This is a genomic window from Kitasatospora sp. NPDC032150 (genome assembly GCF_055579945.1).
This window is the reverse complement of the sequence record NZ_JBVIMH010000013.1, coordinates 1-23,940: the sequence shown is the minus strand read 5'-3', so window position 1 is coordinate 23,940 and position 23,940 is coordinate 1. Positions and strand designations below refer to the sequence as shown.

Annotated in this window: 22 protein-coding genes; 10 read left to right on the top strand and 12 right to left on the bottom strand. The window is 72.8% G+C overall.

The features are described from left to right. The first annotated feature begins 135 nt into the window (after positions 1-135). The 5 genes from ACZ5ON_RS17075 to ACZ5ON_RS17055 all read left to right on the top strand — a co-directional run bounded on the left by ACZ5ON_RS17075 (position 136) and on the right by ACZ5ON_RS17055 (position 5,131). Positions 136-1,926 carry a hypothetical protein gene (locus ACZ5ON_RS17075; protein WP_465592433.1) on the top strand — a complete coding sequence of 597 codons (1,791 nt, stop codon included), beginning with the start codon at positions 136-138 and terminating at the stop codon, positions 1,924-1,926. Continuing rightward, positions 1,923-2,111 (top strand): hypothetical protein, encoded by a 189-nt coding sequence (locus ACZ5ON_RS17070; RefSeq protein WP_465592430.1) that lies wholly within the window; start codon positions 1,923-1,925, stop codon positions 2,109-2,111. The genes ACZ5ON_RS17075 and ACZ5ON_RS17070 overlap by 4 nt, the downstream gene beginning before the upstream one ends. Then, a complete protein-coding gene (locus tag ACZ5ON_RS17065) occupies positions 2,108-2,665 on the top strand; it encodes a hypothetical protein (RefSeq protein WP_465592427.1) in 558 nt (185 codons plus the stop codon). Before ACZ5ON_RS17070 ends, ACZ5ON_RS17065 begins: the two co-directional genes overlap by 4 nt. A 36-nt stretch (positions 2,666-2,701) precedes the next feature. Beyond that, on the top strand, positions 2,702-4,267 hold the full coding sequence (locus tag ACZ5ON_RS17060; protein WP_465592424.1) for an AAA family ATPase: 1,566 nt from the start codon (positions 2,702-2,704) through the stop codon (positions 4,265-4,267). A 210-nt stretch (positions 4,268-4,477) separates the two neighbouring features. Continuing rightward, positions 4,478-5,131, top strand: a complete 654-nt coding sequence (locus tag ACZ5ON_RS17055; protein WP_465592421.1) for a DUF4232 domain-containing protein — start codon at positions 4,478-4,480, stop codon at positions 5,129-5,131. Positions 5,132-5,256: 125 nt separating this feature from the next. Here ACZ5ON_RS17055 and ACZ5ON_RS17050 read toward each other — a convergent pair whose 3' ends face one another. Further along, entirely contained in the window at positions 5,257-5,703 is a 447-nt protein-coding gene (locus ACZ5ON_RS17050; protein ID WP_465592418.1) for a universal stress protein, read from the bottom strand. Positions 5,704-5,917: 214 nt separating this feature from the next. Further along, positions 5,918-6,682, bottom strand: a complete 765-nt coding sequence (locus tag ACZ5ON_RS17045; protein ID WP_465592415.1) for a class I SAM-dependent methyltransferase — start codon at positions 6,680-6,682, stop codon at positions 5,918-5,920. Positions 6,683-6,838: 156 nt separating this feature from the next. Here ACZ5ON_RS17045 and ACZ5ON_RS17040 point away from each other — a divergent pair, with 156 nt between their 5' ends. Beyond that, positions 6,839-7,879 (top strand): aminoglycoside phosphotransferase family protein, encoded by a 1,041-nt coding sequence (locus ACZ5ON_RS17040; protein WP_465592412.1) that lies wholly within the window; start codon positions 6,839-6,841, stop codon positions 7,877-7,879. A gap of 73 nt (positions 7,880-7,952) precedes the next feature. On the opposite strand, the gene ACZ5ON_RS17035 is transcribed toward ACZ5ON_RS17040, so the two are convergent. The 5 genes from ACZ5ON_RS17035 to ACZ5ON_RS17015 form a co-directional block, all read right to left on the bottom strand. Beyond that, the gene (locus tag ACZ5ON_RS17035) at positions 7,953-10,181 is read right to left on the bottom strand and encodes an amino acid adenylation domain-containing protein (RefSeq protein ID WP_465592409.1); all 2,229 of its coding nucleotides are present in this window, start codon (positions 10,179-10,181) and stop codon (positions 7,953-7,955) included. A gap of 527 nt (positions 10,182-10,708) precedes the next feature. After that, complete coding sequence (locus tag ACZ5ON_RS17030; RefSeq protein WP_465592406.1) at positions 10,709-11,506, bottom strand: putative protein N(5)-glutamine methyltransferase; 798 nt, start codon at positions 11,504-11,506, stop codon at positions 10,709-10,711. A gap of 217 nt (positions 11,507-11,723) precedes the next feature. Continuing rightward, positions 11,724-12,212: a glutathione peroxidase gene (locus ACZ5ON_RS17025; protein ID WP_465592403.1), complete on the bottom strand. Its 489-nt coding sequence runs from the start codon at positions 12,210-12,212 to the stop codon at positions 11,724-11,726. Between the two features lie 264 nt (positions 12,213-12,476). Then, the gene (locus ACZ5ON_RS17020; RefSeq protein ID WP_465592400.1) at positions 12,477-13,256 is read right to left on the bottom strand and encodes a thioesterase II family protein; all 780 of its coding nucleotides are present in this window, start codon (positions 13,254-13,256) and stop codon (positions 12,477-12,479) included. Between the two features lie 189 nt (positions 13,257-13,445). Next, on the bottom strand, positions 13,446-14,375 hold the full coding sequence (locus ACZ5ON_RS17015) for a ketopantoate reductase family protein (protein ID WP_465592397.1): 930 nt from the start codon (positions 14,373-14,375) through the stop codon (positions 13,446-13,448). A gap of 315 nt (positions 14,376-14,690) precedes the next feature. On the opposite strand from ACZ5ON_RS17015, the gene ACZ5ON_RS17010 reads away from it, so the two are divergent. Then, positions 14,691-15,584, top strand: coding sequence for a LysR family transcriptional regulator (locus ACZ5ON_RS17010; protein ID WP_465592394.1), 894 nt, complete (start codon positions 14,691-14,693; stop codon positions 15,582-15,584). Between the two features lie 116 nt (positions 15,585-15,700). Here ACZ5ON_RS17010 and snpA read toward each other — a convergent pair whose 3' ends face one another. Further along, a complete protein-coding gene (snpA, locus tag ACZ5ON_RS17005) occupies positions 15,701-16,342 on the bottom strand; it encodes a snapalysin (RefSeq protein WP_465592391.1) in 642 nt (213 codons plus the stop codon). 234 nt (positions 16,343-16,576) lie between these two features. On the opposite strand from snpA, the gene ACZ5ON_RS17000 reads away from it, so the two are divergent. Both ACZ5ON_RS17000 and ACZ5ON_RS16995 read left to right on the top strand, forming a co-directional pair. Then, positions 16,577-17,593 carry a LysR family transcriptional regulator gene (locus ACZ5ON_RS17000; RefSeq protein ID WP_465592876.1) on the top strand — a complete coding sequence of 339 codons (1,017 nt, stop codon included), beginning with the start codon at positions 16,577-16,579 and terminating at the stop codon, positions 17,591-17,593. A 37-nt stretch (positions 17,594-17,630) separates the two neighbouring features. Continuing rightward, positions 17,631-17,804, top strand: coding sequence for a hypothetical protein (locus ACZ5ON_RS16995; protein WP_465592388.1), 174 nt, complete (start codon positions 17,631-17,633; stop codon positions 17,802-17,804). A gap of 75 nt (positions 17,805-17,879) precedes the next feature. Here ACZ5ON_RS16995 and ACZ5ON_RS16990 read toward each other — a convergent pair whose 3' ends face one another. From ACZ5ON_RS16990 to ACZ5ON_RS16980, 3 genes are all read right to left on the bottom strand, one after another. Next, entirely contained in the window at positions 17,880-18,416 is a 537-nt protein-coding gene (locus ACZ5ON_RS16990) for a GNAT family N-acetyltransferase (protein WP_465592386.1), read from the bottom strand. Between the two features lie 77 nt (positions 18,417-18,493). Beyond that, complete coding sequence (locus ACZ5ON_RS16985; protein WP_465592383.1) at positions 18,494-20,179, bottom strand: sigma-70 family RNA polymerase sigma factor; 1,686 nt, start codon at positions 20,177-20,179, stop codon at positions 18,494-18,496. Between the two features lie 283 nt (positions 20,180-20,462). Further along, positions 20,463-21,164, bottom strand: a complete 702-nt coding sequence (locus ACZ5ON_RS16980; protein ID WP_465592380.1) for a pyridoxine/pyridoxamine 5'-phosphate oxidase — start codon at positions 21,162-21,164, stop codon at positions 20,463-20,465. A gap of 523 nt (positions 21,165-21,687) precedes the next feature. Between ACZ5ON_RS16980 and ACZ5ON_RS16975 the strand changes: the two genes are divergently transcribed. Continuing rightward, positions 21,688-23,022 (top strand): outer membrane protein assembly factor BamB family protein, encoded by a 1,335-nt coding sequence (locus ACZ5ON_RS16975; protein WP_465592377.1) that lies wholly within the window; start codon positions 21,688-21,690, stop codon positions 23,020-23,022. Positions 23,023-23,092: 70 nt separating this feature from the next. Here the strand turns inward: ACZ5ON_RS16975 and ACZ5ON_RS16970 are convergent, their stop codons facing one another. Further along, positions 23,093-23,389 (bottom strand): hypothetical protein, encoded by a 297-nt coding sequence (locus tag ACZ5ON_RS16970; protein ID WP_465592374.1) that lies wholly within the window; start codon positions 23,387-23,389, stop codon positions 23,093-23,095. Positions 23,390-23,940: the final 551 nt, after the last annotated feature.

Below are 23,940 nucleotides of genomic sequence, written 5' to 3'. Positions count from 1 at the left end.
ACACCGCCCTGGAACCCGGCAAGGGCGCAAGGCCCCGCGACCGCACCGCAAGGCCTTTCAGTACCGCAGTGCCGTGCAGCACCGCGAAACCCCGCAGTACCGCGAAGACGCGCAGCACCCCGAACGGAGACTCGTATGACCGAGGTCGACCACGTCCTGCGCAACCAGGTGGCACAGGTCAACAGGCTGGTAACCCGGCTCGGTGAGCAGGTCGGCCAGGTGTCGGGCCAGGTCTCCGCGGTCGGCGCGGCCCAGCAGCAGACCCAGAGCGAACTCCAGCAGCTGCGCGCGGACTTCCTGGCCTTCGCCCGACAGGCCGAGCTGACCGCGAACGTCCAGCGGGCCGAGACCCGGATCGGTGTCATCCAGGACCAGGTGGACCACGAGTTCGGCCACCACAAGACCATCCGGCGGACGGCGGTGGGCCTGCTCCAGGCCTTCGACGTGGGCCTGGTGTCCGAGGACACGGTGCGGACGGTGAGCGAGCAGCTCATGATCCAGACTCCGCGCTACTGGCTCGCCCCGACCCTGGTGGCTCTCGCCGCCTGGTCGGCGGACGAGCCGACGCTGTGCGAACGGGCCGTCGAGGAGGCGTTCCGGCGCTCCCCGGAGCGCACCTCGCTCTTCTTCGCCCTGGTGCTGCGCCGGCAGGGCCGTCAGCACAGTGCGGTCCGCTGGCTGCGGCACTACCTGCTCGCCCAGGACCCGGCCGCACTCGGCCGCGAGTTCGCTGTCATCCTGGAGTCCATCTCCCAGGGGGCGTTCGGCCCGGTCGGCCGGGAGCTGCTGAGCGAGACGCTCGACCGCTGGCGCGAGATCCTGCTGCAGGACGACCAGGCGCGGGCGGCTCAAGTTGCGCGCTGGCGCGCGGAGATCGAGAGTCTGCGCACACCCTCGGCGGCCGGCCGGTTCCCCCGGCTGGCGGCCCTCTCGCCGCAGTGGGCGCAGCTGGACTCCGTGCTGTCCTCGGCTGGTGCCCAGCAGGCGGTCCTGACCAAGTACACCGCGCTACTGGCCCAGGAACCGAAGCCGTCGGAGCGGCTGGAGGACGCGATCGACGACATCCTGGACCGGCTGGTCTCCGAGTACGACAACGAGGAACTGCCGCTCAGGCGCGACCTGGCGTTCAACCGGGCCGTGGTGGAGCACCACGGCGACGTCCAGGTGGCCCGGCACGCCGTCGACGTGGACTCGGCCTCGCTCGAGGAGACCCTGGACGTCCTGACGGTGCAGTCCACCGCCGCCCTCAACCCCGCCGCGATCGGAGCCTCCGCGGCGACCCAGCGGCTGGCGGTCGCGGCCTGCCAGGAGTGGTTCGCCGACGCCCACGCCGGGTTCAGCCGGGACTACCGGATGGCCCAGCCGCCGGACGTCCAGGCGGCGTTCACCGCCACCCACACCGCCGGTGCCAAGGCGTTCAACCTGCCGCCGTGGTACGGGTCGTTCAACACCCCGCTGGAGACCCTGGAGCAGTCCCTGTCCCAGCACTGGGACCAGCACGTGCAGCCCTTCCTGGCCGCCCTCGCCTACCCGTGGAGGCGGCAGGCGATCCTGCTCGGCGGGGCGTTCCTGTTGATCCTGCTCGTCATCGGCCAGGCCTCCATCGGTGTCGCGCTGTTCGGTGCGGTACTGATCGCCCTGATCTGGGGCGGCATGATCTACCTGCGCTCGGAGGCCGCCCGCAAGGCGGAGGAGTCCGCCCGGCAGCTGCTGGAGCGCGCCAAGAACGACTCCCTGCACCAACTGCGCGGCGCGGCGGCCGAACTGACCGACTGGCAGCGCGCCTACCGGGACGCCGACCAGGTGGAGCCCGCCGCCCGGGAGTTCATCGCCTCGCTGGCGACGGCCGTACACGCCCAGAGCCCGTTCGACGGGCGTGCCGTCCGCCCCGGACCGGACGGCACGCCGCAAGGAGACGCCAAGTGACCACACCGCCCTACCCCGACACACCGCCGGTGCGCCGCCCGGCCGCCTCCCCGTGGGCGGCCGCACCCAAGCCCGCCGACGAGCGGGTCACCAACCGGCTGCGCCGCATCGTCGACAGCCTGCCCGAGTGGGAGCCGCTGCCTCCGGGAGAGGTCACCGTACGCCGTCCCGGCAGCGGTCGGTGAGCGGCCCGGCCCAACTGGGCGGCCCCTACCAGGCCTGGGCGGACCACCTAGAACGGTGGTCGAAGGGCGAGCCGGTGGACGGCGCAGGCCTGCCGCCGCTCGCGCCCGCGGACTTCCCCGCCGACACCCTCGAACGCCTCCAGGTGCGGATCACCGACGCGCTGGACCGGCGGCTGCAGCGCTGGGCGGACGCGCTGGTCGCCGCGATGAACGCGGCCGACGACGAGTTCGCCGCCGGCCGGGCCCTCGCCCAGGCCCGTGGCGGACTGCACCAGGCCCGCTCATTGGCCGCACACCCGGGACTGCCCGCGGAACTGCGGGAGCGGCTGACCGGGATCCTCGACGACACCGCCCGGCGCATCCAGCAGGACCTGGAGAACGACCTGGCCCGGCTGGCCGCCCAGGGAGCGGACCCGCGATTCGTCGAGGTCCGCCGCCGCACCCTGCGCGACAACCCGCTCACCGCAGTGATCGCCCAGACACCCCCGGCCGACCCGGGCGGCTGGTCCTACGACCCGACGGCCGCGCCCCGCCGCCGCATCATCACCGACTGAGACCATCACCGGCCGAACCGAGACCCGAGGCCCCCCATGCCGAACTACGCCGACAGCCGTGCCGACCTCGACAGCTACCTCACCGCACGGGTACCGGTCATCGGACTGCGCACCATCGAGCAGCAGCGGGCGCTGCGCCTGGTCAAGGAGGTGGCCACCCAGCCGCGCCGGACCAGCCAGCCGTTCTGGATCTACACCCGGGCCACCGGGCTGCGCGACCTGAGGTCCAACGCCACCGTCCAGGACGACCGTTCGCTCACCGGGGCGATGGACTTCGCCGCCGCCCAGTTCACCAGCCGGCCGACGGCCACCCTGATCCTGGTCGACCCGGACGGCCTGGAGGGCGACACCCACTTCACCCGGCACGTCGCCGAACTCGCCCGGCTGGCCGACGCCAACGCCGGCAGCATCGTCCTGATCACCGACAACCCGATCTGGAGCGGACTCCAGCGCCTGGGCATGAGCCTGCGCCTGGACCTGCCGGACGCCGAGGAGATGTTCCGGACCGTCCGGAGCTTCCTGGACGACCACCACGGCGTGGTCCCGATCGAGTGGAGCGAGGACGACGCCCGCCGCGCCTCGGAGTTCCTGCTCGGGGTGACCGAGGCCGAGGCGGTCAACCTGATGGCCACCATCGTCGCCCGGGGCGCGGTACGGCGCGAGGACGTGCTCGCGCTGGCCCAGGCCAAGGACCGGATCTTCAGCGACCTGGCCGGTCTGGAGCGGGTCCAGCTCAAGTCCTCGGACTACTCCGTCGGCGGGCTGAGCAACCTGCGCGACTGGCTGAAGCGCAAGAACGAGCTGATGCACGCCGACCTGCGCGGCACCGACCTGCGGCCGCCGCGCGGGGTGCTGCTGGTCGGCGTGCCCGGCTGCGGCAAGTCGCTGTCCGCCAAGGCGATCGCCTCCCAGTGGCAACTGCCGCTCTACCGGCTGGACATGGCGAGCATCCACGGCAAGTACCTCGGCGAGTCCGAGGGGCGGATGCGGGAGGCGCTGGAGACCGCAGACCGGGTGGCGCCGTGCATCCTGTGGATCGACGAGATCGAGAAGGGACTGGCCGGCAGCCACGACCTGTCCGGCGCGGCACAGCGCATCATCGGCCAGTTCCTCTTCTGGCTCCAGGAGTCGGAGTCCCGGGCCTTCGTGGTCGCCACCGCCAACGACGTCCGCAGCCTGCCGCCGGAGCTGCTGCGCAAGGGCCGCTTCGACGAACTCTTCTTCGTGGACCTGCCCGACCCACAGGACCGCAAGGAGATCATCGAGCTCTACTACCGCCGCTACGTCAAGGCCGAACCCGATCCGGACCAGGTGGAGCGCCTGGTGGACCTCTCCGAGGGCTTCGCCGGCTCCGACATCGAGGCCGCGCTGCACGAGGTCGGCGCCGAGGTCCACCTGGGCGGCGGCGCCAACCGGCTGCGCCCGTCCTTCGTACTGGACACCTTCGTCAACACCACCCCGCTCAGCCGCACCAACCCCGAGCAGATCGAGGAGATCCGCACCTGGGGCCGGGAGCGTGCCGTCCCGGCCGGGCGCACCTCGGTGACGGCGGCGCCCGGGGCCTCGGGCTCGACCCGGCGGGTCGTCTTCATGGGCGAGTGAGTCCCCGTCCGGGCCGGCTGTCCCGGGACGGTCCGGAGTGTGCAACGGCACTGTCACGCATGGGTATCCGGAGTTTGAACGGGCAGGTTCCCAGTGTCAGGAGTTGGCAGGTCAGCGCCGTTGCAAGGGGTGTGGCAGATGCGAGTCGGGTCGGTTCGAGGGACAGGAGCGGTCAGTGCGAGGGTACGTACGATCGCAGCGCCGGTCGCGGTGATCGCCGCGGTGGTGCTGGCGGCCACGGCCTGCTCGTCGTCGGGTGGGACGGCGGGCTCGGCGCCGCCGGCCGCCGCGGCGTCGGGCAGCGGCTCCGCGGGCGGTGGCGGCTCCACGGGGGCGAGTGGCGGTGCGAGCGCGGGAGCGAGCGCCGGGCCGGGCACGGACGGGGGCTCGGGCGGGCAGTCGGCGTCGTCCGGCGCGTCCGTGGTGATGGTGGGGACCGGGTCGGCCCAGGCGTGCACCAGCAGCCGGCTCTCGGTGGCGCAGAAGGACGCCAGTGTCGGTGCCGGGCAGTACTACTCGACCCTGGTGTTCACCAACACCTCCGCCACCCCCTGCACGATGGCCGGCTATCCGGGCGTCTCCTACGTCGGCGCGGACGGTGTGCAGTCCGGAAACGCCGCCGCGCGCGCCGGGGGCACGGTCACCACCGTGACGCTGGGGCCGGGCCAGACGGCGAAGGCGCCCCTGCACGACAGCAACGGCGTCGGCGGCTACGACCCGAACGAGTGCCGGCTCTCGCCCGCCAAGGGCTTGCGGATCTACCCGCCGAACGAGAAGGCGGCGATGTTCCTGCCGTGGGCGACCGAGCACTGTGCCGGACCGACCGTCCACGCACTGGCCATCGGTCCGGTCGAACGGGGCTGACCGCCGGGCGAACGGCAGGGGAGTTGACGATCAGGCCGGCGCGGGACGGGGCGCCACGCCCCGGGTCGGCACTGATCGGGGCAGTGCGAGGGACACTGCAAGCCGGGGCGGGCGCGCGGCCCGGGCTACGGCACCACCGTGACCGGCCAGCGGGCGGCCTTCACCAGGCGGACGGCAAGCGAGCCCATCACCCGGTGCCCGGCCTGCTCGGAGGCGCCGACCACCACGGCGTCGGCGCGCAGCTCGTCCGCCGTCTTGGCGAGTCCGGTGAACGGGTCGCCGACCAGGGTGTGGAACTGCCAGTTGACGCTGGCCGTCTCGCCGAAGCGGTCCGCGGCCTCGTGTATCTGCCTCACGATCTCGTCGGCGACGCTCTCGGTGGTCTCGCCGAGTTCGCCGCCGAAACCGGTCAGCGCCAGCATGCCGGACACCGGCTGGACGTACACCAGCGCGAGTTGCGAGCCCTGCCGGCGGGCGAGGCCGGCGGCGTAGGCGGCGGCCCGCCAGGAGGAGTCCGAGTCGTCGACTCCGACGACGATCACCTTGGGGCCGTCCGTGCCGCGTTCGAACATCGCTGCGCCTTCCCTGGGAGCGTTCGATCCCAGTCTACGTACGGTCGCCTGCGCCGATCGGGGCGGGTGACGGCGTAGCGGAGGGGTCGGATCAGTAGCCGACGGTGAACCCGGCCCGCCGGAGTGCCCGGGCCGGGACGCCTCGGAGTAGCGGCCCGGGGCTTGCCGCGGTTCGCCGTGCCCGCTGCGGTGCGGTGGGCGCAGCGGCCGTCGCTCAGGCCAGGGCCAGGACCAGCAGGTCGTAGCGCTCGTGGACCGGCCAGGGCGCGGTGGGCGGCTCCGATTCGGCGTCAGTTCCCAGGCTGCGCAGGCCGGCCTCGAACTCCGCCTCCGTCAGGTACGCGAACTTCGACAGCGGTCGGTTCCTCATCCGCCGGTGGAAGGCGCGAAGTCCCGTGGTGACCGGCTGGGAGAACGAGCAGGCCTCCCGAATGGTGAAGCCGGCCGGGGTGAAGTCGGCGAGGACCTCCTCCTCACCGGGGAATCGCTGTTCGTCGATGGCCCGCAGCCGCGGCCAGTAGTCGTAGACGAGCGCGTCCAGCCGCTCCCGGAAGGTCGTACGGATCACCACCACTCCGCCCGGCCGCAGCACCCGGGCCAACTCCCGTGCGCAGGAGGGGCGGTCGGGCAGGTGGTGCACCACCCGGGAGAGCAGGGCGAGGTCGAGGCTCCGCGTGCGGACGGGCAGCGCCTCCGCATCGCCGACCAGGTAGTGCACGCCGGGCAGTGCGTTGTGCCGCCGGGCCTGTTCGAGCATCGGTACGGAGGGATCGATCCCCACCACCGGTGACGCCTGCTGCCAGCGGGCCAGCGCCGCGCAGAACATGCCCGTGCCCGCGCCGACCTCCACCACGGCGGGAGCCGGGCAGGGGGCGAACGATCCGATCAGCTCCGCCCACGCGCGGAGCGAGGACTCCGGCATCGCGTTGCCCGATTGGTAGGCGCCGGCCAGGTGTACGTCGTCGTGAAGTCGCGTCACCAAGCGATGTTCTCCGGTAACCCCGGTGTGCGGCAAGAGCGTTGGGCATGCGCCGGTGGCCGGTTCCGCAGGCGACCGGCACCGGAAAGCCGTTGGACAGCGCTGCCCGGCCGTCGTCTACTAGGACCGACCGGCAATAGGGGAGGGGACGGGCGGATGAAGTCGCCGGTGCCGTTGGGGGAGGGGCTGCGAGCCGAGCTGGGCGCGCCCGGCAGGTCTCGGCGGCTGGAGAGCAGCCCGCGCTCGAAGGTCTGGCAAGTGGAGCTCGGCGGTCGGCCGGTGGTGGTGAAGCAGCTGGTGGAGGGCCCGGGGGCGGACGAGCGGTACGCCCGGGAGGTGGCCGGGCTGCGGCTCGCCGCCCGGGCCCGGACACCCGTGGTGCCCGAGCTGCTCGCCACCGATCCCGCCGAGCGCGTGCTGGTCCTGGAGCAGCTGGAGCACCGGAGCCCGTCCGGCGACTGGATCGTCGGCTACGCCGAAGCCCTGGCCCGGCTGCACGCCACCACGGGCCCGCAGGACGCCGGAACGCTGCCGCGCCGGCAGGGGCCGGGCCAGGCCGACGTGGACGCCTTCCTCCGGCTGGCCGAGACGCTGGAGATGCCGGTGCCAACCGAAGTGCCGGGCGAGCTCGATGACTTGGTGCACCGGCTCGGCCGGGCACCGGGCCATGCCCTGCTGCACGGTGACCCCTGCCCCGGCAACGACCTGCACACCGGCGACGGGGTCAGGTTCATCGACTTCGAGCAGGCCTCGCTGGGCAGCGGACTGACCGAACTCGCCTACCTGCGCATCGGCTTCCCGACCTGCTGGTGCGTCACCGCGTCGGACGAGCCGCTGCTGACCCGGGCGGAGGAGGCGTACCGCGCGGTGTGGCGCACCGAGACCGGCACCGAACCCGACGACAGCCTCGGTCACGGACTCGCCGACGCCTGCGCAGGCTGGTTGCTCCAGGGCGACGCACTGGTGCCCAGGGCCGAGCGCGGGACGGCCGACCAGCTGGCCCGGCTCCCGGTCCGGGACTGGACCTGGGGCACCGCTACCGCCCGGGAGCGGCTCGCCCACCGCCTCGGCGTGGTCGGCCGGCTGGCCGCCGGGCACCCCGGGATGGGCGGGCTCGGCCGGCTCAGCACGGACCTACGCCGGCGGGTGCTCATCCGCTGGCCCGGGCTGCGGCCGGTGCCGGAGCAGCGGCCGTAGGCCCGCCCGGCGGGCCCCGGCGGGTGGCGGAGCCGGTGCGCCGCCGTCACCCGCGTCGGACGGGCCCGGGCGGTCAGCGGGCGGCCGAGGCGGGTTTCCACGCGAGGAAGCGGACGACCACCAGCGCGGCGATGATCAGGGTGACGTTGAAGCCGTAGACCAGGGCGGCCTCGCGGGGCCAGTCGGTGGCGCGGGTGGTGCGGTACCAGTTGTCCTGTGGCCACCAGGCGAGCAGCAACCAGGCGATCGCGGCCACCGACCAGGCCGTGAGCTGTGGCGGGCGGGCCGGCTGGATGCGTTCCAGCACCGGGCCGCCGAGGAACAGGAAGGCCATGCCCACGCCGAAGCCAGCCCACTCGAAGACGTACAGCAGTCGGAAGAGCACCGCCCAGGGCGAGGGCACGCCCGTGACGTCCGTGGAGCCGGGCCAGAAGAGATCGGTCAGGGCGAAGGCGGCGATCCCGAACGCCAGGGCGGTCAGGACGGCGGCCGTCCCGCGCGGGGAGGGGGCCGTGCCGCCCGCGGTACGGGCCGGGCGGTACCCGGCCTTGGCGGAGCCGCGCGACCGCACCCCGGCCTTGGCGGAGCCCGCCCGGGCGGGCGCGCCGGCGCGGGCGGTCGGCTGGGCGGTGTGCTCGCGCGGGGCGGGCAGTGGCAGGGCGCGGCGGTCCAGCTTGCCCGCCCGGGTGCGGGGCAGCGTGGTCAGCGGCACCACGACGTCCGGGATCAGCCGCTCGGGCAGCCGCTCGGCGAGGTACGCGCGCAGGGCCCAGCCCTCGGCCACACCGTCCGCGGCCGGGTGGCCCCCGAGCGGGCCGTCCTCCGCCGCCGGGCCGTTTCCGGCGGAGCCGCGCTCCGGCGCCGGGCCGCCGGTCACCACGTAGGCCACCGGCCGGAGTTCGCCCGAGGCCGTCCTGATCCGACTGACCGCGCTCTCCCGGACGGCCGGGTGGCCGCGCAGCACCGCCTCGACCTCGGCCAGCTCGGCGGCGGCCGCGGACTCGTCGGCGCCGACGGAGTCGGGAGCGTCGGCACCGGCGCGGCCCAGGTACTCCAGCATCCCGTCGGCGCGCAGCCGTCCGATGTCACCCGTGCGGTAGATCCGGCCGTCCCGGTCCAGCTCGGTGGAGACGAAGCGGGCGGCGGTGAGCTCGGGCCGGTTGAGGTAGCCGCGCCCGACACCGGGGCCGGCGAGGCAGATCTCGCCGGGCCGGCCCTGCGGCACCGGCCGGCCGGCCGCGTCCAGCAGATGCACCAGGGTGCCCGGGAACGGCCGCCCGATCAGCGAGATCAGCTCGGCGTGCTCGGGCGCCTCGGCCAGGGACGAGCTGTCGAAGTACGTACTGTCCACCGCGGCCTCGGCCACGCCGTACACGTTGATGTGGCGCACCCCGGGCCCGAGGTAGCGCTGCAGGCGCAGCTGCTCGTCCAGGTACCACTTCTCCGCGCCCACCGACAGCAGCCTGACCCGGCCCAACTCCAGTCCGCGCGGCAGCAGATGGGCGAACAGTCGGCGCAGTGTGTGGACGTTGGTCTCCATCACCGTCACCGACTCGCGCAGGATCAGCTCGTGCAGTTCGGAGATCTCGGCGGTGCGGTCCAGGGTGAAGTTCCGCCGGGCCATCACCAGGGTGCCGCCGGTGCCGAGCGCGCGGATCCAGTCCGCGGTGAAGACGTCGAACTCCAGCGTTGCCGTCTGCAGGAAGCGGTCGGTGGCGGAGAGCCGGTAGACCGACTGCCAGCCGCGGTACGCGTGCAGCAGGTTGCGATGCTCGATCAGCGCGCCCTTGGGCACCCCGGTGGAGCCCGAGGTGTAGAACACGCAGGCCAGATCGGTCCCTTGGAACCGGATGCCGAGCGGGGCCGCCGGATGGGCGGCGACCGCCTGGGCCGAGGTGTCCACGCACAGCACCGTGCGGCTGCTGGCGTCCGTGAGCCGTACCCGGTACGCCTCCTCGGTGAGCAGCAGCAGCGGATCCGCCTCGGTGAGGACGTGGCGGACGGTCGGATCGGGACCGGTCGGCTCCAACGGCACGTACGCGGCACCGGACTTGAGCACCGCGAGCAGCGCCGTGAGCAACTCGGGGCCGCGGCCCAGCGCGACCGCCGCCAGGTGGCCGGGGCCGAGGCCCAGCTCGGCCAGGTGCCGGGCCAGCCGATTGGCCCTGGCGTCCAGCTGCGCGTAGCTGAGCCGCTCCTGGCCGCAGACCACGGCGAGTGCCTCCGGCGTCCGGCGGGCGTGTTCCTCGAACAGCTGGTGGACGGCCTGCGCCTCCCCGAACGCCGTTGCCTCACTGTCCATCGCTAGCTCCCTCCCATCTCGACGGAACCGGTGCCGATGGCAACCGGATCCTCCCCACCCCACTGACAGTGTGCGGCCAGATCGGCTGAGTGATCCTCCTCGGGTACGGACTAGTTGCACAGCTGTCACCACTTCGGAACGGTTCGTGGCCGAGTGTCGCGAGATCACGGCCGATCGGCGCCGTTCGGACAGGGCGGCGGGAGCGGTGACCGAGGGCCGGACAGCCGGGCGGCCGGCAGGTGAGCGATGTCAGGGGCTGCTGCCAGACCGCCCGTGTCACGTTCGCGGCGTCGACGCTGGGAGGATCCGGTAGAGGACGAGCGCGGAAGTAGCGTCCCGGGGAACGCTGCTGCGCACCCTCGGGGTCGACGTGGTACGCGACGGCCGCTACCTGCTGCGGTCGATCTCGCTGACCGTCGAGCCCGGTCAGCACTGCGCCCTGCCCGGTGCCAATGGCGCGGGCAGGGGCTCGACCTCACCGCCCGGTGGAGGTCTGAGCGGCCTCCACCGGGACGGCCGGGCACCGGTCAGGCGTCGGAGGGCCTGGTGCCGATGACGACGGTGGCGTCCAGCTCGTCGCAGGAGGCCACCCGGGTGGTCAGGCCGCCGGCGGTGAAGGCCGCGGCGGTCCGCTCGGCCTGGCGCTCACTCGTCTCCATCAGCAGGCTGCCGCCCGGGGCCAGCCAGCCGGCGGCCTGCGCGGCCACCCTGCGCTGGACGTCGAGCCCGTCCGCGCCACCGTCGAGCGTCACCAGCGGCTCGTGGTCGCGGGCCTCCGGCGGCAGGAACCGGATCTCCTCGGTGGGGACGTACGGCGCGTTGGCGACCAGGACGTCGACCCGGCCGCGGAGGTCGCCGGGCAGCGGTTCGTAGAGATCGCCCTGGTACACATGGCTGTTGGCACCGGTGAGATTGCGCCGGGCGCACCGCACCGCGGCGGGCTCGACGTCGGCGGCGTGCAGCTCGATCCCGTCCAGCCACGAGAGCAGTGCGACGCCCACCGCGCCCGAACCGCAGCAGAGGTCGACCACCACGGCACCGGCCCGGGCGAGCGCGGCGGCCTGCTCGGCCAGGAACTCGGTCCGGCGGCGCGGCACGAAGACCCCGGCGTCGACGGAGATCCGCAGACCGCGGAACTCGGCCCAGCCCAGGACGTGTTCGAGGGGAAGGCCCACCACCCGGCGGTCCACCATGGTGGCGAGCTCGACCGGGGTGCGGGCGGTGGAGATGATCAGCCGCGCCTCGTCCTCGGCGAAGACACAGCCGGCGGCGCGCAGCCTGGTGGTGATGGTGGAGCGGAGCGGAACTGACGAGAAAACCGACACGGAAACCCTTCGGGAAGCCTTCTGGGCGCTCCCGCGGTCCGCTAGCTCTGCTTCGGATCGACCGCGCGGCCGTGAGATGGGAGCACCCGACCTGACACAGCGGTAATTGGTCCCACCTCCTCGGGTCGTCAAATGCGTCCAGTGCTGGACGAAGAGAAACAGTACAGGACCGCCACCCCTGCCGTGGACCCGGTCCACGGCAGGGGTGTGCGCCGGGTCAGGCCGGCAGCTGGGCCTCGATGGCGGCGACCAACTCGGCCGACTCGGGCTCGGTGCGCGGACGGAAGCGGCCCACCACGGTGCCGATCGGGCTGATGACGAACTTCTCGAAGTTCCAGGTGATGTCACCGGCCTCGCCCTCGGCGTCGGCCGCCTCGGTGAGTTCGGCGTACAGCGGGTGCCGGCCGTCCCCGTTCACCTCGACCTTCTCGAAGAGCGGGAAGGAGACGCCGTAGGTGGTGGAGCAGAAGGTCTGGATCTCCTCGGCGCTCCCCGGCTCCTGGCCCATGAACTGGTTGCACGGGAACCCGAGCACGGTGAACCCGCGCTCGGCGTAGCGCTGCTGCAGTCGCTCCAGGCCCGCGTACTGCGGCGTCAGGCCGCACTTGGACGCCACGTTGACCAAGAGCAACGCCTTACCCTTGTGGTCGGCCAGCGAGGCGGGCTGCCCGTCCAGGGTGCGCAGCGGGATGTCGTACAGGCTCACGGGTGTTCCCTTCGGTAGGTGTTCGCCGGAGCGGACAACCGCCCGTCCGGCCCGGGTGTTCCCGCCCGGCCCGCCGCTTGGGGGCCGGCGGCGGACGGTCCGGGCGCCGCGTTCCCCGCGAGCGACGGCGAGCGGACCCGCCCGCTCCGCCGAGGCCGCGGGAAACGGCATCCAGGATGCCGTACGGGCGTCGGAGCGGGGCGCCCGGGCGGCTGCCGCGGACCGTGACGCGGGTCGCGACGGGCCGGGGGCGCGCGGGGAGGCTCAGTCGGTGTCGGCCAGGTCCGCCTTGACGGCGGCCAGCAGGGGGTCGGCCGACTCCTCGCTGAGATAGAAGTGGCCGCCGGGGAAGGTGCGGACGGAAGTGGTCGAGCGGGTCACGGCGGACCACAGCCGGAGATCGTCGACCGAGTAGATGTCGTCCTCCCCGCCGAGCACGCTGACCGGGCAGTCCAGCAGCGGGCCCTCGGGCCGGCGGAAGGAGTCGCAGATCGCGTAGTCGGCGCGCAGCACCGGCAGGATGACGTCCAACAGGTCGGGGTCGGTGAGCACGGCCTCGGGCGTGCCGCCCATCTGCCTGAGGTCGGCCACGAGCTCCTGGTCGGACCAGTCGGACCGGCCCGGCTTCGCGGGCGCGGTACCCGGCCCGCCGCAGCCGCTCACCAGCAGCCGCGCGGGCGCACGGTCGCCGTGCCGCCGGGCGGCCGCAGCCAGTCCGTATGCGAGCAGGCCGCCCATGCTGTGCCCGAACAGCGCGTACGGGCGGTCGAGGTACGGCCGCAGACCGCCGTACAGCTGCTCCACCGCGTGCCGGTAGTCCGTCAGGTGGGGCTCGGCGAACCGTGCTTCACGCCCTGGCAGCTGGACCGACAGGATCTCGATGTCCCCGGGGAGGAGCGTGGGCCAGTCCCGGAAGAAGGACGGGCCGCTGCCCGCCGGGTGGAAGCACAGCAGGCGGAGCCGGGTCGCTGGGCGTGCGGTGTGGCTGCGGACCCAGGCGCCGTTGCGTGCGGAGGTGGTTGCGGTGGCGGAATAAGTCGACATCGGTGGTGTGTTCCGGTCTCGTGCGGAAGTGGAGTACCCGGGCGGGTGGCCCGGGACTCGGAGACTACGGGATCACCGGGCCCGTGCCATGACCTCGGCCGGGCCGGCGGGACGCATGTCGGTCAAGTCGGTCCAGTCGGTCCCGATGCGGTCGAGACGGGCGCGCCGGGTGACGGGGCGTCCGTCACCTCAACGGGCCGTCAGTTCGGCCATCAGCCGGGCGGCGACCGGCACGGGGACGCCGTGCCGCTCGGCCGCTCGCAGCAACGCCCCGCCGATCGCGTCGAGTTCCAGCGGGCGGCCCGCCTCGGCGTCGCGCTGCATCGACGACTTGCTGCCGGCCGGGAACGCGTCGTAGAGCGCCAGGGCTTTCGCAGGGTCGGCCGGCGCACCGCACGCCTCACTCACCGCGGCGGCCTCGGCAACCAGGGCCGCCAGCTCCTCGCGGTGCCCGGTCCGCACGTCGCCGACGGTCAGCCCGTACCTGGTGGTGAGCAGGGCGAAGGGCGCGAGGAAGGCGAGCTTGGCCCAGAGCACGGCGGTCTCGTCCTCGACCACTCGGGTACGTACACCCGCGCCCTCCAGTACCGCGGTCAGCGGGCGGAGGAGCTCGGGCGCCCCGGCCAGGTCGATCTCCGCGAACGGGCTGCCGTGCTCGATGACACCGGGTGCGGTGCGGGTCGATTCGACCCGGATCACACCCGGGGCCACCCGGCGCACGCCGTAGCGCTCGCGCAGCGCGTCCGGATGCTCGATGCCGTTGAGCAGCGGCACCACCAGGCCGTCGCCCAGCACCCCGGCCGGAATCCGCTCCAGCGCCACGTCAAGGACGGTGTGCTTGACGGCGATCAGGCACAGGTCCACCGGCTCGCGCAGCTCGGTCTCCGCCTCGACGCGGGCGGTGAAGTCGCCGAACTGCCCGCTGCGGACCCGGAATCCGTCCTGCCGAAGGGCCTGAGCGGTCGTCTCCCCGGCCACGCAGACCACCCGGTGTCCGGCCCGGGAGAGCAGGGCCGCCAGCAGGCCACCGACACCTCCCGGGCCGAGTACCGCGACGGTCCACGGGCGCGGCGAGAGGCCGTCGGAGCGGGAGGTTGAAATGGAGAGCGGAGCAGGCACTGTGCCGAAGTCCTTCCAGACCGGGTCGACTCGCGAGTGTGGAGCGGGTGTCGGGCGGGGGAGTCCAGCCGGGCGCCCGCCTCGTCGAGCACCGCGCCGGCCCTGAACGGTGGCCATCGGACGTACGGACGACGGGCGGGGCTCCCGCGGAGCCCGGCGGGTCGACACCCGTCCGACTCCCCGTCGCGGTCCGGACCGACGAGGGAGAGCGGGACGGGTTGCCGCCCTGGGCCCTGCGGCGATCATCCGGGACAGCCTGAATCCAAGTCAATCCTAGGGTTTCCTATGTCTGATCCAAGGGCTAACTTGGGGTGAGTGACCCTTGATGACCTGCGTGTCCTTGTGGCGGTGTGCCAGAGCGGAAGCCTGAGTGCCGTCGCCCGGGAGCTTTCCTGCACCCAGTCCGCGGTGAGCCAGCATGTGAAACGGCTGGAGCGGGAGACCGGTACCCGCCTGCTGGAGCGTCAGCCGCGCGGTGTCGTCCCCACCCCGGCGGGCCGCCTCCTGCAGGCGGCGGCCGCGGAGGGCATCGCCGGCCTCGACCTCGCGCTGCGCCGCATCGACGAACTGGTGCGCGGCGAGGTCGGATCGGTACGGGTGGCGACGGGAGCGACCACCGTGCGGCACTTCATGTCGGAGGCCGTCGTCGCCTTCCGCAGGCGCTATCCCGAGGCGAGCCTGGAGTTCCAGACGGAGACCTCGAGCCGCAGGTGCTTCACCGCCCTCGCGGCCAACGACATCGACCTCGCCTGGATCACCATCGGTGCTCCGCTCCGGGGCATCGAACAGCACCCGGTGGTCGAACTGCCCTGGGTGCTGGCCGTACCGGCCGGTGATCCGCTCGCCGGCCGGTCCCGGGTCGAGGCCGCCGACCTCGCCGACATCCGGCACATCAGGTTGCCGGAGAACTCCTCCGCCAGGGCCCATCTGGACACGGCCTTCGCGGAGCTTGGCATCCGGATCAGCCCCGAACCGAGCGTCGCCGACTGGGACACCGCGGTCCTGCTGACCGAGCTCGGCCTCGGACACGCCATCGTCCCGGCGCTGCCCGACCAGAAGCTCCAGGACGCCGGAACCGGCCCGCTGCGTTTCATCCCCATCCCCGACCTGCCGCGCCTGGCGGTGGGCTGGGCGGTACGCCGTTGGGAGGCCCTCACCCCGCTCGCCCGGAGCTTCGCTGACACCGTCAGCAACACGCACCGGCCGTGAGCGTGGCCTTCGGTAGCGCGAACACGTCGGCAGGCAGGGTGAGTTGACGAGTTGCTGGCGGCAGGCCGAACGGCCCGACCCCGCGCGGGGTCGGGCTGCTCAGACAGGCCGTGGCGTCAGTGGGTCGCCGCCGCCAGGCCGTTGGCCCACAGCGAGTCCACCCGGCGCTTCTCGGTGGCGTTCGGGTACGGGTTGGTGCAGGAGGGGCCGGGGCCGCCGCCGGACATCAGCTCGCTGCACGGGCCCGAGTAGTGGTCCGGCAGGCCGAGCACGTGCCCGGTCTCGTGCGCGACGATCCGGGTGGGGTTGAACTGCCGGGCCTGGCTGTAGTCGAGGAAGACGTAGCCCTGGCCGTGGCCGTCGGTGTCGGCGTACGAGCCGCGCGAGTCGTTGCCCTCGTAGTAGCTGAAGTCGGCGTTGCTGCCCGCCCGGAGCTGGATGTTGCGCTCCGAGCTGTTCCAGATCTGCGCGCTGGCAGCTATCTGGCTTGCGAAGGACGGTGCGTTGCTGGGGTCGTAGGTGACGACGACCGCCTTGAGGGAGGGGTGCGCCGCCTGCTTGGCCAGCGCGGACTTCATCACCGCCTGGTAGAAGGCCTTGTTGGCGGCCGCCTCCGCGGCCGAGCCGGTGTACGAGGAGGCGGTGTATCCCTGGCGTGCCGTGGTGTCGGCACTCGCCGCGGAGGCGGGGGCGGCAGCCAGGCCGCCCGCCAGCGCGAGTCCGAGCGCGGCGGACAGGGCAAGCTTGGAGAGTTTCATGTGGGGGACTCCATTCGCGAGTTCCACGATCGCTGTGGGGCAACGCCGTGGTCATCGGGTGAACCAGTGCTGCAGAGAGCTTGGTTCAGCCCGTCGAACTCGCGGATGATGTCAATGGGCGATAGCTCGGACCAATACCCCGGCTTGGGAACCCCATGGTGAACCGTTTCACTATCTGGCATGTCCCTGGCGGATAATCTGACTGGTAGTTATGCTCTCGTCGTGGAACTGGACGTGAGGCATTTGAGAGTGGTGTGCGCGATCGCGGACACCGGCAGTGTGCGAAAGGCTGCACTGCAGCTCGGCATGACCCAGCCGTCCCTCACCACTCAGCTGCACCGGATCGAACGGACCATCGGCGGCGCCCTGTTCACCCGTGAGCAGACCGGCAGCCAGCCCACCGCACTCGGCCACTCGGTGCTCTCCCGTGCCAGGCCCATCCTCACCGAGATGGCCGCCCTGGTCTCCTCCGCCCGGCAGGAAGCCGCCGGCGGGGAACGGAAGCGGCTGCGGATCGGCAGCGTGGGAAGCCGCGCCGTCCCGGGGTGGCTGCGCCGGGTCCGCGAGCGCTGCGCCGACGTCGACCCCGCCATCCACATCGACATCTCGGCCATCGCCCTGCTGCGCATGGTCGCCGACGACGAGCTCGACCTCGCCTTCGTGCACGAGAGTGAGGGCTTCCCGCTCCGCCTCCCGCCGGGCGTCGAACACCGCGTACTGGTCGGCCGGGAACCGCGGTTCGTCGCGCTCTCCGATCGGCACCCGGCCGCCGCCCGGCCCGTGGTGCACCTCGCCGACCTCGCCCAGGACACCTGGATGGTGGACCCGGCGGCCGACCACGAGTACGCGGCGCTGCGCCGGATCTTCCGCGAGGCCGGCCTGGACCCGCGCGTGGTGCAGGTCCGGGACCACGCCACCGCCGCCGAACTGGTCGCCTCCGGCGAGGCCGTACGCCCCTGTCAGCCCACCTCGGCCGCCGCTCCGGGCACCGCCGTCCGCCCGCTGCACGGCGACCCGCTCGCCGTCCGGCTGCTGCTCATCTGGCGGCCCGGCGCGCTGGCCACCGGCGCACTCGACACCCTGCACGCCGACCTGCGCGCCGCCTACATCGACCTGGCCCGGGTCAACCCCGCTTATCTCTCCTGGCTGCTCCAGCACAACCGCAGCCTGCTGCACCTGCTCGGGCCACCGCTGGAACTGAGTGCCGCACCAACGCGATCCGGAACACCGCGAAGTGACGAAAGGCTGTAACGGAATGGCGAACGACCGCATTCGGCGGGTTAGGTTCGTGAGCGGAGTGGTCGTCGGAATTCTCGGACTGCTGCTGAACTTTTCGGCCACCATCCACCGGCTCCCGCTGAACGAGCACCTGCCCGTGAGGTACGCGGCCCAACTGGCCGGCATCCTCCTGATCGGCCAGGGCGCCTACCTGGTGGTCAAGTCGCGTCCCTCCTCCCGGTGACACCGGCCGCCGGCCCGGCGGCGGGAGGAGGACGGTGTCCCCAGGAGGAGGAGGAGGAGGAGCTTCCGCCGGCCGTCAGCGGCGCAGCTCCCAGATCACATCGACACCGTCCCGCGCGGGAGCGCACGGTCCTCCCGGCGACGGCCTGCGCGAGATCTCGGTGAAGCCCAGCCGCCGGGCCACCGCGATGCTGGCGGTGTTGGCGCTGTCGGTGTGGATCTCCAGCCGCTCAACCTCCGGCAGCGCGAACGCCTCCCGGACCAGTGCGGCGGCGGCCATCGTGACCAGTCCCCGGCCCGTCCAGCCCTGGTGGATCCAGTAGCCGATCTCCAGTGCCCCGGGGCCGATCCGCCGCATCAGCGCGCAACTGCCGACCAACTCACCATCCGTGGTGATCGCGAAGTTGTACGCCTCGCCGTCCAGCCACCACTGCTCGCTGCGGGCGGTGTAGTCGGCCACCGCGGCGAAGTCGTGCTCGGCGGCCCAGGGCATCCACGGGAGCAGGTGCGGCAGGGCGTCGATGACCAGGCGGTCCATGGCCGCGGCGTCGTCGGCGCGCCAGCGGCGCAGCTCGACCCGGTCGTGTCTGATGATCTCGGCGGGGCGTTCCATGGCCACGATCCTCGGCCTTCCCCGGTCCCGCGACAACTCCTTTTGCCCTGGGACCGGGGGGAGTTCCCGCGTCGGTCTCAGCTCGGGGCGCCGAAGTCCTGGGTCCACCAGGGGCCGCCGCTGCTCTGGTGGACGCCGACACCGAGCTCGGTGAACGCGCAGTTGAGGATGTTCGCCCGGTGGCCCGGGCTGTGCATCCAGGTGTCCATCACGTCGGCAGGCGTGCTCTGCCCGCGGGCGATGTTCTCGCCCCAGGTGCTCCAGCGGTAGCCGGCCGCCTCGATCCTGGGCTGCGGACCCTCACCGTCGGGGTTGGTGTGGTCGAAGAAGTTGCGGGCCGACATGTCGTCGGAGTGCCCCTGCGCGGCGGTCTGAAGCTTGGAGTTGTTCTTGACCGGCTTGCAACCGGCCTTCGCACGCTCGGCGTTGACCAGGTCGATGACCTGCTGCTGTATCGAGGAGGTGGTCGGCGCCACGCGGACGGTCGGGCTGCCGGCCGGGCTCGACGGGGCCCGGGTCGCCGTCGGGGTCGGCGAGGGCGTCGCGGAGGCGCTGGGCGAGGGGGTGGCCGAGGCGGACGGGGAGGGCGCCGCGGAGGACGGAGCAGTCGAGGGGGACGGTGCGGCCGGTGACGAGGGCGCGGCGGCCGGCGTCGGGTCGGTGCCCAGCGAGAGCGCCGAGACGCTCTCCGGCGGGGCGGCGACCGGGTCGGCCGTCACCGTGCTCGACGGCCCCTGTGCGGCGGCGACCACACCGGCGGCGGCGGCCGTGACCGCCGCCGTACCCAGCGCGGTCACCAGCAGCTTGTGGGAGGACGCCGCCTTCGGCAGCCCCCGGCGTCCCCGTCCGGCGGCGTGCCGGTGCGCCCTGCGGGCACCGGACGCGGCGTGCGAGGCTCCGGAGCCATGGGCGGATCCGGCCGCGACCGGGTGCGCGGAGCCGGCCGCGTGCGCGTGCGCCGAGAGGGCGTTCGCGAGCGCACCCGACATCAGGTGCCCGTGCGGGACCGGGACCAGGGCGAGGCCGGCCAGCAGCCCCTCGGCGGGGAACAGCCCGTCCCGTTGCCGCGCGCAGAAGCCGCAGTCCCGTACGTGCCGGGCGATCCGCTTGCGCCACAAGGTCCCCGGCGTCCCGTCCCAGCCCGCCGTGATCTCGGAGAGCTGCCCGCAGACCGGTACGGCGGACAGTGCCCGGACCACCACCCGGGCGTTCTCCAGCTGGTTCTTCATCCGCTGCACCCGGACCGCCGCGTGCTGCGGCGCAAGCTCCAGCGAGGCGGCCAGCTCGGTCCGGGTGAGCTGGCCGGCTGCCTCCTGCCACCACAGCGACAGCAGCTCGCGGTCGTCCTTGTCTAGCCAGCGGGTGGCCTCCGCGACCTCGCGGCGCTGGCCCGAGAGACCGAGCCGGACGATGGTCAGCTCCACGAAGTCCGCGCTGGGATCGGCCGGTTCACAGCCACCCGGCTCGTACCCGCCCGGAGCGGCAGGCTGCGCCTGGGCGCTCTGGTGGCGGCGGCGGATCTGGTTCATCGCGATGGCCACCAGCCAGGACCGGAAGCTTGCCGGCTCGCGCAGCGAGGGCAGGCCGTGCACGGCGTGCAGCATGGTCTCCTGCACCACGTCATCGGTGTCCGGGTGTCCGGAGAGCGCCCGGCCGACGATGTTGTACACCAGCGGGAGGTGGCTGCCGATCAGCTCGTCCGTGGCGCGCCGGTCACCGGCCTGCGCCTGTACCACCGTTGCCGTGCCGCAGTCCCTGTCCATCCTGTGGTCCACCTTCTCCGTCGGCCTGTCCGTACTGCCCTGTCGCATTGGAGATCCGGTGGCCGGCGTCCGATAACGGAAATCCGGGACGGACTTCAGGTGATCGTGGTCACAGTGCGGTCCCGGTGAGCGTGGTCGATCACGCTCTGGCGGCACGGTATCCACGGGAGCCGGTGTGAGAGGCCCCGGTGCGCCAAGTCATCACCAGGGCCTCACACTTGTGCGCACGGTGGCGGGCCGTCGCGGCGCCGCGGCGCCGCCGCCGGCGCCGTTCGTGGGCTCCTCAGGGCCAGAGCAGCGTACGCGACCAGACGCCGGCGACGGCGCCCACCTCGTTGCGGGTGTAGTGGACCCGGACGTGGCGGCGGGCGGCGTCGCCCTGCCAGAACTCGACCTCCGAGGCCCGCAGGGTGTAGATCGTGTGGCCCGGGGCGACCGCCTTCGGGTCGGCCTCGAGCAGCAGCTCGGCCTCCCGGGTGGCGCTGTCGTACGCCTCGAAGGAGCTGAGCGGCTCGCTCTGGTGCCCGACCAGGCAGGCCAGCCGGGACCACGGCGAGCGGCCCAGGAAGTCGAGTGCCGAATCCTCCGGTGACGCGGCCTCCACCATGCCGCGAACCCGGACCTGACGGCCCAGCAGCGGCCAGTACGCCGTGAGCGCGGCCCGGGGGCGGGCGGCCAGCTGGCGCCCCTTCGGACTGTCCGCGTCGGCCGCGTACACCCAGCCCGCGCCTGTCACGTCGACGTCCCGCAGCACCAGTACCCGGGCGTCCGGGCAGCCGTCGGTGTCCACCGTGGAGAGCGTGACCACCTGCGGGTCCGGCACCCCGGCCTCGAACGCCCCGGTCAGCCACTCGCCGAAGAGCTCGGCCGGGTTGGCGGGCAGCCCGTCGACCGCGAAGCCGGGAAGCTCGCGGGCCATCGGCGGATGCTCCAGCAGCAGCTGTGCCAGTGCGCTGCGATCCTTGGCCTTCGCCTGCTCCGTCACCGTGACTCCCGTCCAGAAATCGTGCCGGCCTCGCGCCGACCGGCGCCAGGCTGCTCGGTCACACCCGGTCATGCCCCGTCAGGCCCGATCGCGCCGGGCCGACCGGAAGGTCAATCCCAGGTATGTACCAGGTCAAGGCTCACCCTACCCGCCGCCGGCCGTGCGCAGGGCCGCGGCCGGGAAGTCGTGCGGCGCGGGTGCGAAGGCGGCGCGGTGGGGTCGGTCTGAGCCGCGCTGCCGAAGGGTCGATCGCGTGCGGACCGGACCCCGCCCGGACCCCGCCCGGACCTCGGACGGGCCGGGTCGGGCCCGGTGCGGCCGCGTCGGCGGCTCGTGGCGCTGGGGCCGGTCGCCCATCCCGGAGCGGGGGTTGAGGTGTTCGTGTGGGCCGAGGCCGGCGAAGGTGGCTTGCCGGCTGTCGGCGAACAGTCGGGCCCGTGCATCCGGGCCGACCGGCCGTTCGTGTCCCACGGGACGTGGGCTATCCTCCGTGCGGGGTGTCACGGGGGGAGCGTGCGGGGGTATGGGGAAGAAACGGCCGGAGGAGCCCGGGGAGCTGGTCGGCGAGATCATGCTTGACGTGGAGCCGGGCAGGGACCCGAGCTCGGACGTGCTGGCGGGTTCCGGTCCGGGCTCCGCGGGCCAGGAGGACGAACCCGCGCCCTACCGCACTGGGCTGACGCGACGTCAGTTAGTTCTCGGAGCGGGTGCGCTGGCCCTGGTGGGCGGAGCGTGGTGGCTGAACGAGGGCTCCCCGGCCGCCCCGGTGAAGTCCGCCGACCCCACCGCCCCGGCCGTCCCTCCGGGGCCCCGCCCACTCTGGGTGCACCGCGGTGCCGCCGTGCGGAAGGTCGACCGGATCCCCGGCTCCGCCTCGCTGCCGCTCTTCGTGGCCGATGACGAACTGCTGGCGCTGGACCCGGCCACCGGGGCGGAGCGTCGCCGGATCGACCTGTCGGAGGGCGAACCCACCCCGACGCCCGGGGAGCCGTCGCCACCGCCCGGCCTGAACCCGCCCATGGTGGTGGGCGAGCGGATCTTCGATGTCCGCAGCGGCCGGATCAGGAGCTTCCACCTCACCGACCCGGCCGCCGACTGGCGGCTGCCCTGCCCGCCGGAGCTCGGCGACCCCGGGACGGTGCGGTTGGAGGACTGCGTCGACGGAGTGCTGTACGGGATGGCCTGGCAGCGGCGGCAGGTCGACGGAACGGCCCTGTTCGCGCTGTCCGCGGACACCGGCCGGACGCTCTGGAGCCACCGGCTTCCCCCGGGGACCTGGTACGAGTGGTTCACGCCGATCGCCGGAGGCCGGCTGCTGGCCCACGGCGGGCAGGGCGAACTGTCGGTGCTGAAGTCCGAGGACACCTCGCGGCTGTGGTCGGTCCAGACCGGTGCGGAAGCCTACGAGGTGGGGGGCGGGCCCGAACACGTCTACGTGTCCAGCCGGTTGGGCGGAATCCAGGCGATCCGGCTGGCGGACGGTGGTGCGGCCTGGACGATCATGCCCGAGCAGAGCGACTCCTGGCGCTACCTCAGGGCGGTCCCCGCCGACGGCGACGTTCTGCTGCTGCGCGACGACGGCCGGATCGACCGCCACGACCCGGCCGACGGCAAGCGGAAGTGGTCCGCCAGGGTGCCGTTCCGCCTCGACCCGCGCAGCGGCCCGCTCCAGGTGGACGACACCCTCTACGTCCCCGGTCCGGTCGACGGCGGCGTCTGCGCACTGGACGTCCGCACCGGACGACTGCGCTGGCAGTTCCGTGACTCCGGCCCGGGCGTACAGGTCTGGCACCTGGGTACCGACGGCAGCCGCCTCTTCGCCGGCCACGACGCCCAGTTGTTCGGGCTGCCGCTCTGAGGTGGCGTCAGCTCCGCGAGGGGGCGGCCGCCTTGGGGGAGGGCCGGGCGAACCGGCCCTCCTACCCGATCTACGGGAGGTACACGCTCTTGCCGGCCGACTCGGTCGTCGTGCCGCCTGGTGGGACCACGGCAAGAACATTTCCGCTGCATTTGGCGCCGGAGTAGACGAGGGCGTACTCGGTCGTCCGGTTCTCCAGAGGCTGTGGCCCGAGCGGCTGATTGACGCAGACGGTCGGATTGTCGACGACTCGATCGGTACTGAAGAAGATGAGCTGCCCGTGGGCGGCGTAGGCGGAGGCGGGTACGGCGAGGGCCAGCGCGCTGGTGGTGGCGAGAGTGGCGAGCAGGGTTGCGACGCGTCGCACGGTGTGACTCCCGGGGGGTGGGGTGCGTGTGGGTGGGCTCCCTGGCAAAGTAACCAAATGATCACTTTGTGTAACTAGTTGCTATGTGTGGTTCACCCGGAATGTCCAGCACCGGCCGCGGGGCCCTGCCCGCTCGCCGCTCAGTCGCCCGGAAGGGCTTATCGGACCCCATGCAGCCGCACCCCTGGCAGAAGCGCTGGCCAACTTCCTCTCGGATCCGGTGTACGTCGGCCCCGCGCTGGGGGGGCGGGCCGGATCGCGAGGCAGCCGTCAGGTGTGCTGGTCCAGTCGCCGTGGACGATGTCGTGGTGCCAGTTGCTGTCGTGGGGTGGCAGGTTGCAGATGACGGCGATGGGTTCGCCGTTGGGAATGATGGTGCCGGTGGCGGTGTAGTCGGTCATGCGGTGCATCATCTCGTGGGCGTTGAGCTTGATTGCTCAACGCACGGAGGATTAGCCCTGGATATTCAGCGGATCTGGGCCGCCTGATGCTCCGATAGCAGAAAGGTGCCGCTGACCTGCAAGGATGCGAGTGTCTAGGTCGTATCCGCT

Coding starts and splice junctions, on each gene's coding strand:
- ACZ5ON_RS17050 (WP_465592418.1), bottom strand. CDS start 5,703: ATGTTCGAACGCGGCACGGACGGCCCCAAGGTGATCGTCGTCGGAGTC.
- ACZ5ON_RS16975 (WP_465592377.1), top strand. CDS start 21,688: ATGGGGAAGAAACGGCCGGAGGAGCCCGGGGAGCTGGTCGGCGAGATC.
- ACZ5ON_RS17075 (WP_465592433.1), top strand. CDS start 136: ATGACCGAGGTCGACCACGTCCTGCGCAACCAGGTGGCACAGGTCAAC.
- ACZ5ON_RS17035 (WP_465592409.1), bottom strand. CDS start 10,181: ATGGACAGTGAGGCAACGGCGTTCGGGGAGGCGCAGGCCGTCCACCAG.
- snpA (WP_465592391.1), bottom strand. CDS start 16,342: ATGAAACTCTCCAAGCTTGCCCTGTCCGCCGCGCTCGGACTCGCGCTG.
- ACZ5ON_RS17020 (WP_465592400.1), bottom strand. CDS start 13,256: ATGTCGACTTATTCCGCCACCGCAACCACCTCCGCACGCAACGGCGCC.
- ACZ5ON_RS17060 (WP_465592424.1), top strand. CDS start 2,702: ATGCCGAACTACGCCGACAGCCGTGCCGACCTCGACAGCTACCTCACC.
- ACZ5ON_RS17040 (WP_465592412.1), top strand. CDS start 6,839: ATGAAGTCGCCGGTGCCGTTGGGGGAGGGGCTGCGAGCCGAGCTGGGC.
- ACZ5ON_RS16990 (WP_465592386.1), bottom strand. CDS start 18,416: ATGGAACGCCCCGCCGAGATCATCAGACACGACCGGGTCGAGCTGCGC.
- ACZ5ON_RS16985 (WP_465592383.1), bottom strand. CDS start 20,179: ATGGACAGGGACTGCGGCACGGCAACGGTGGTACAGGCGCAGGCCGGT.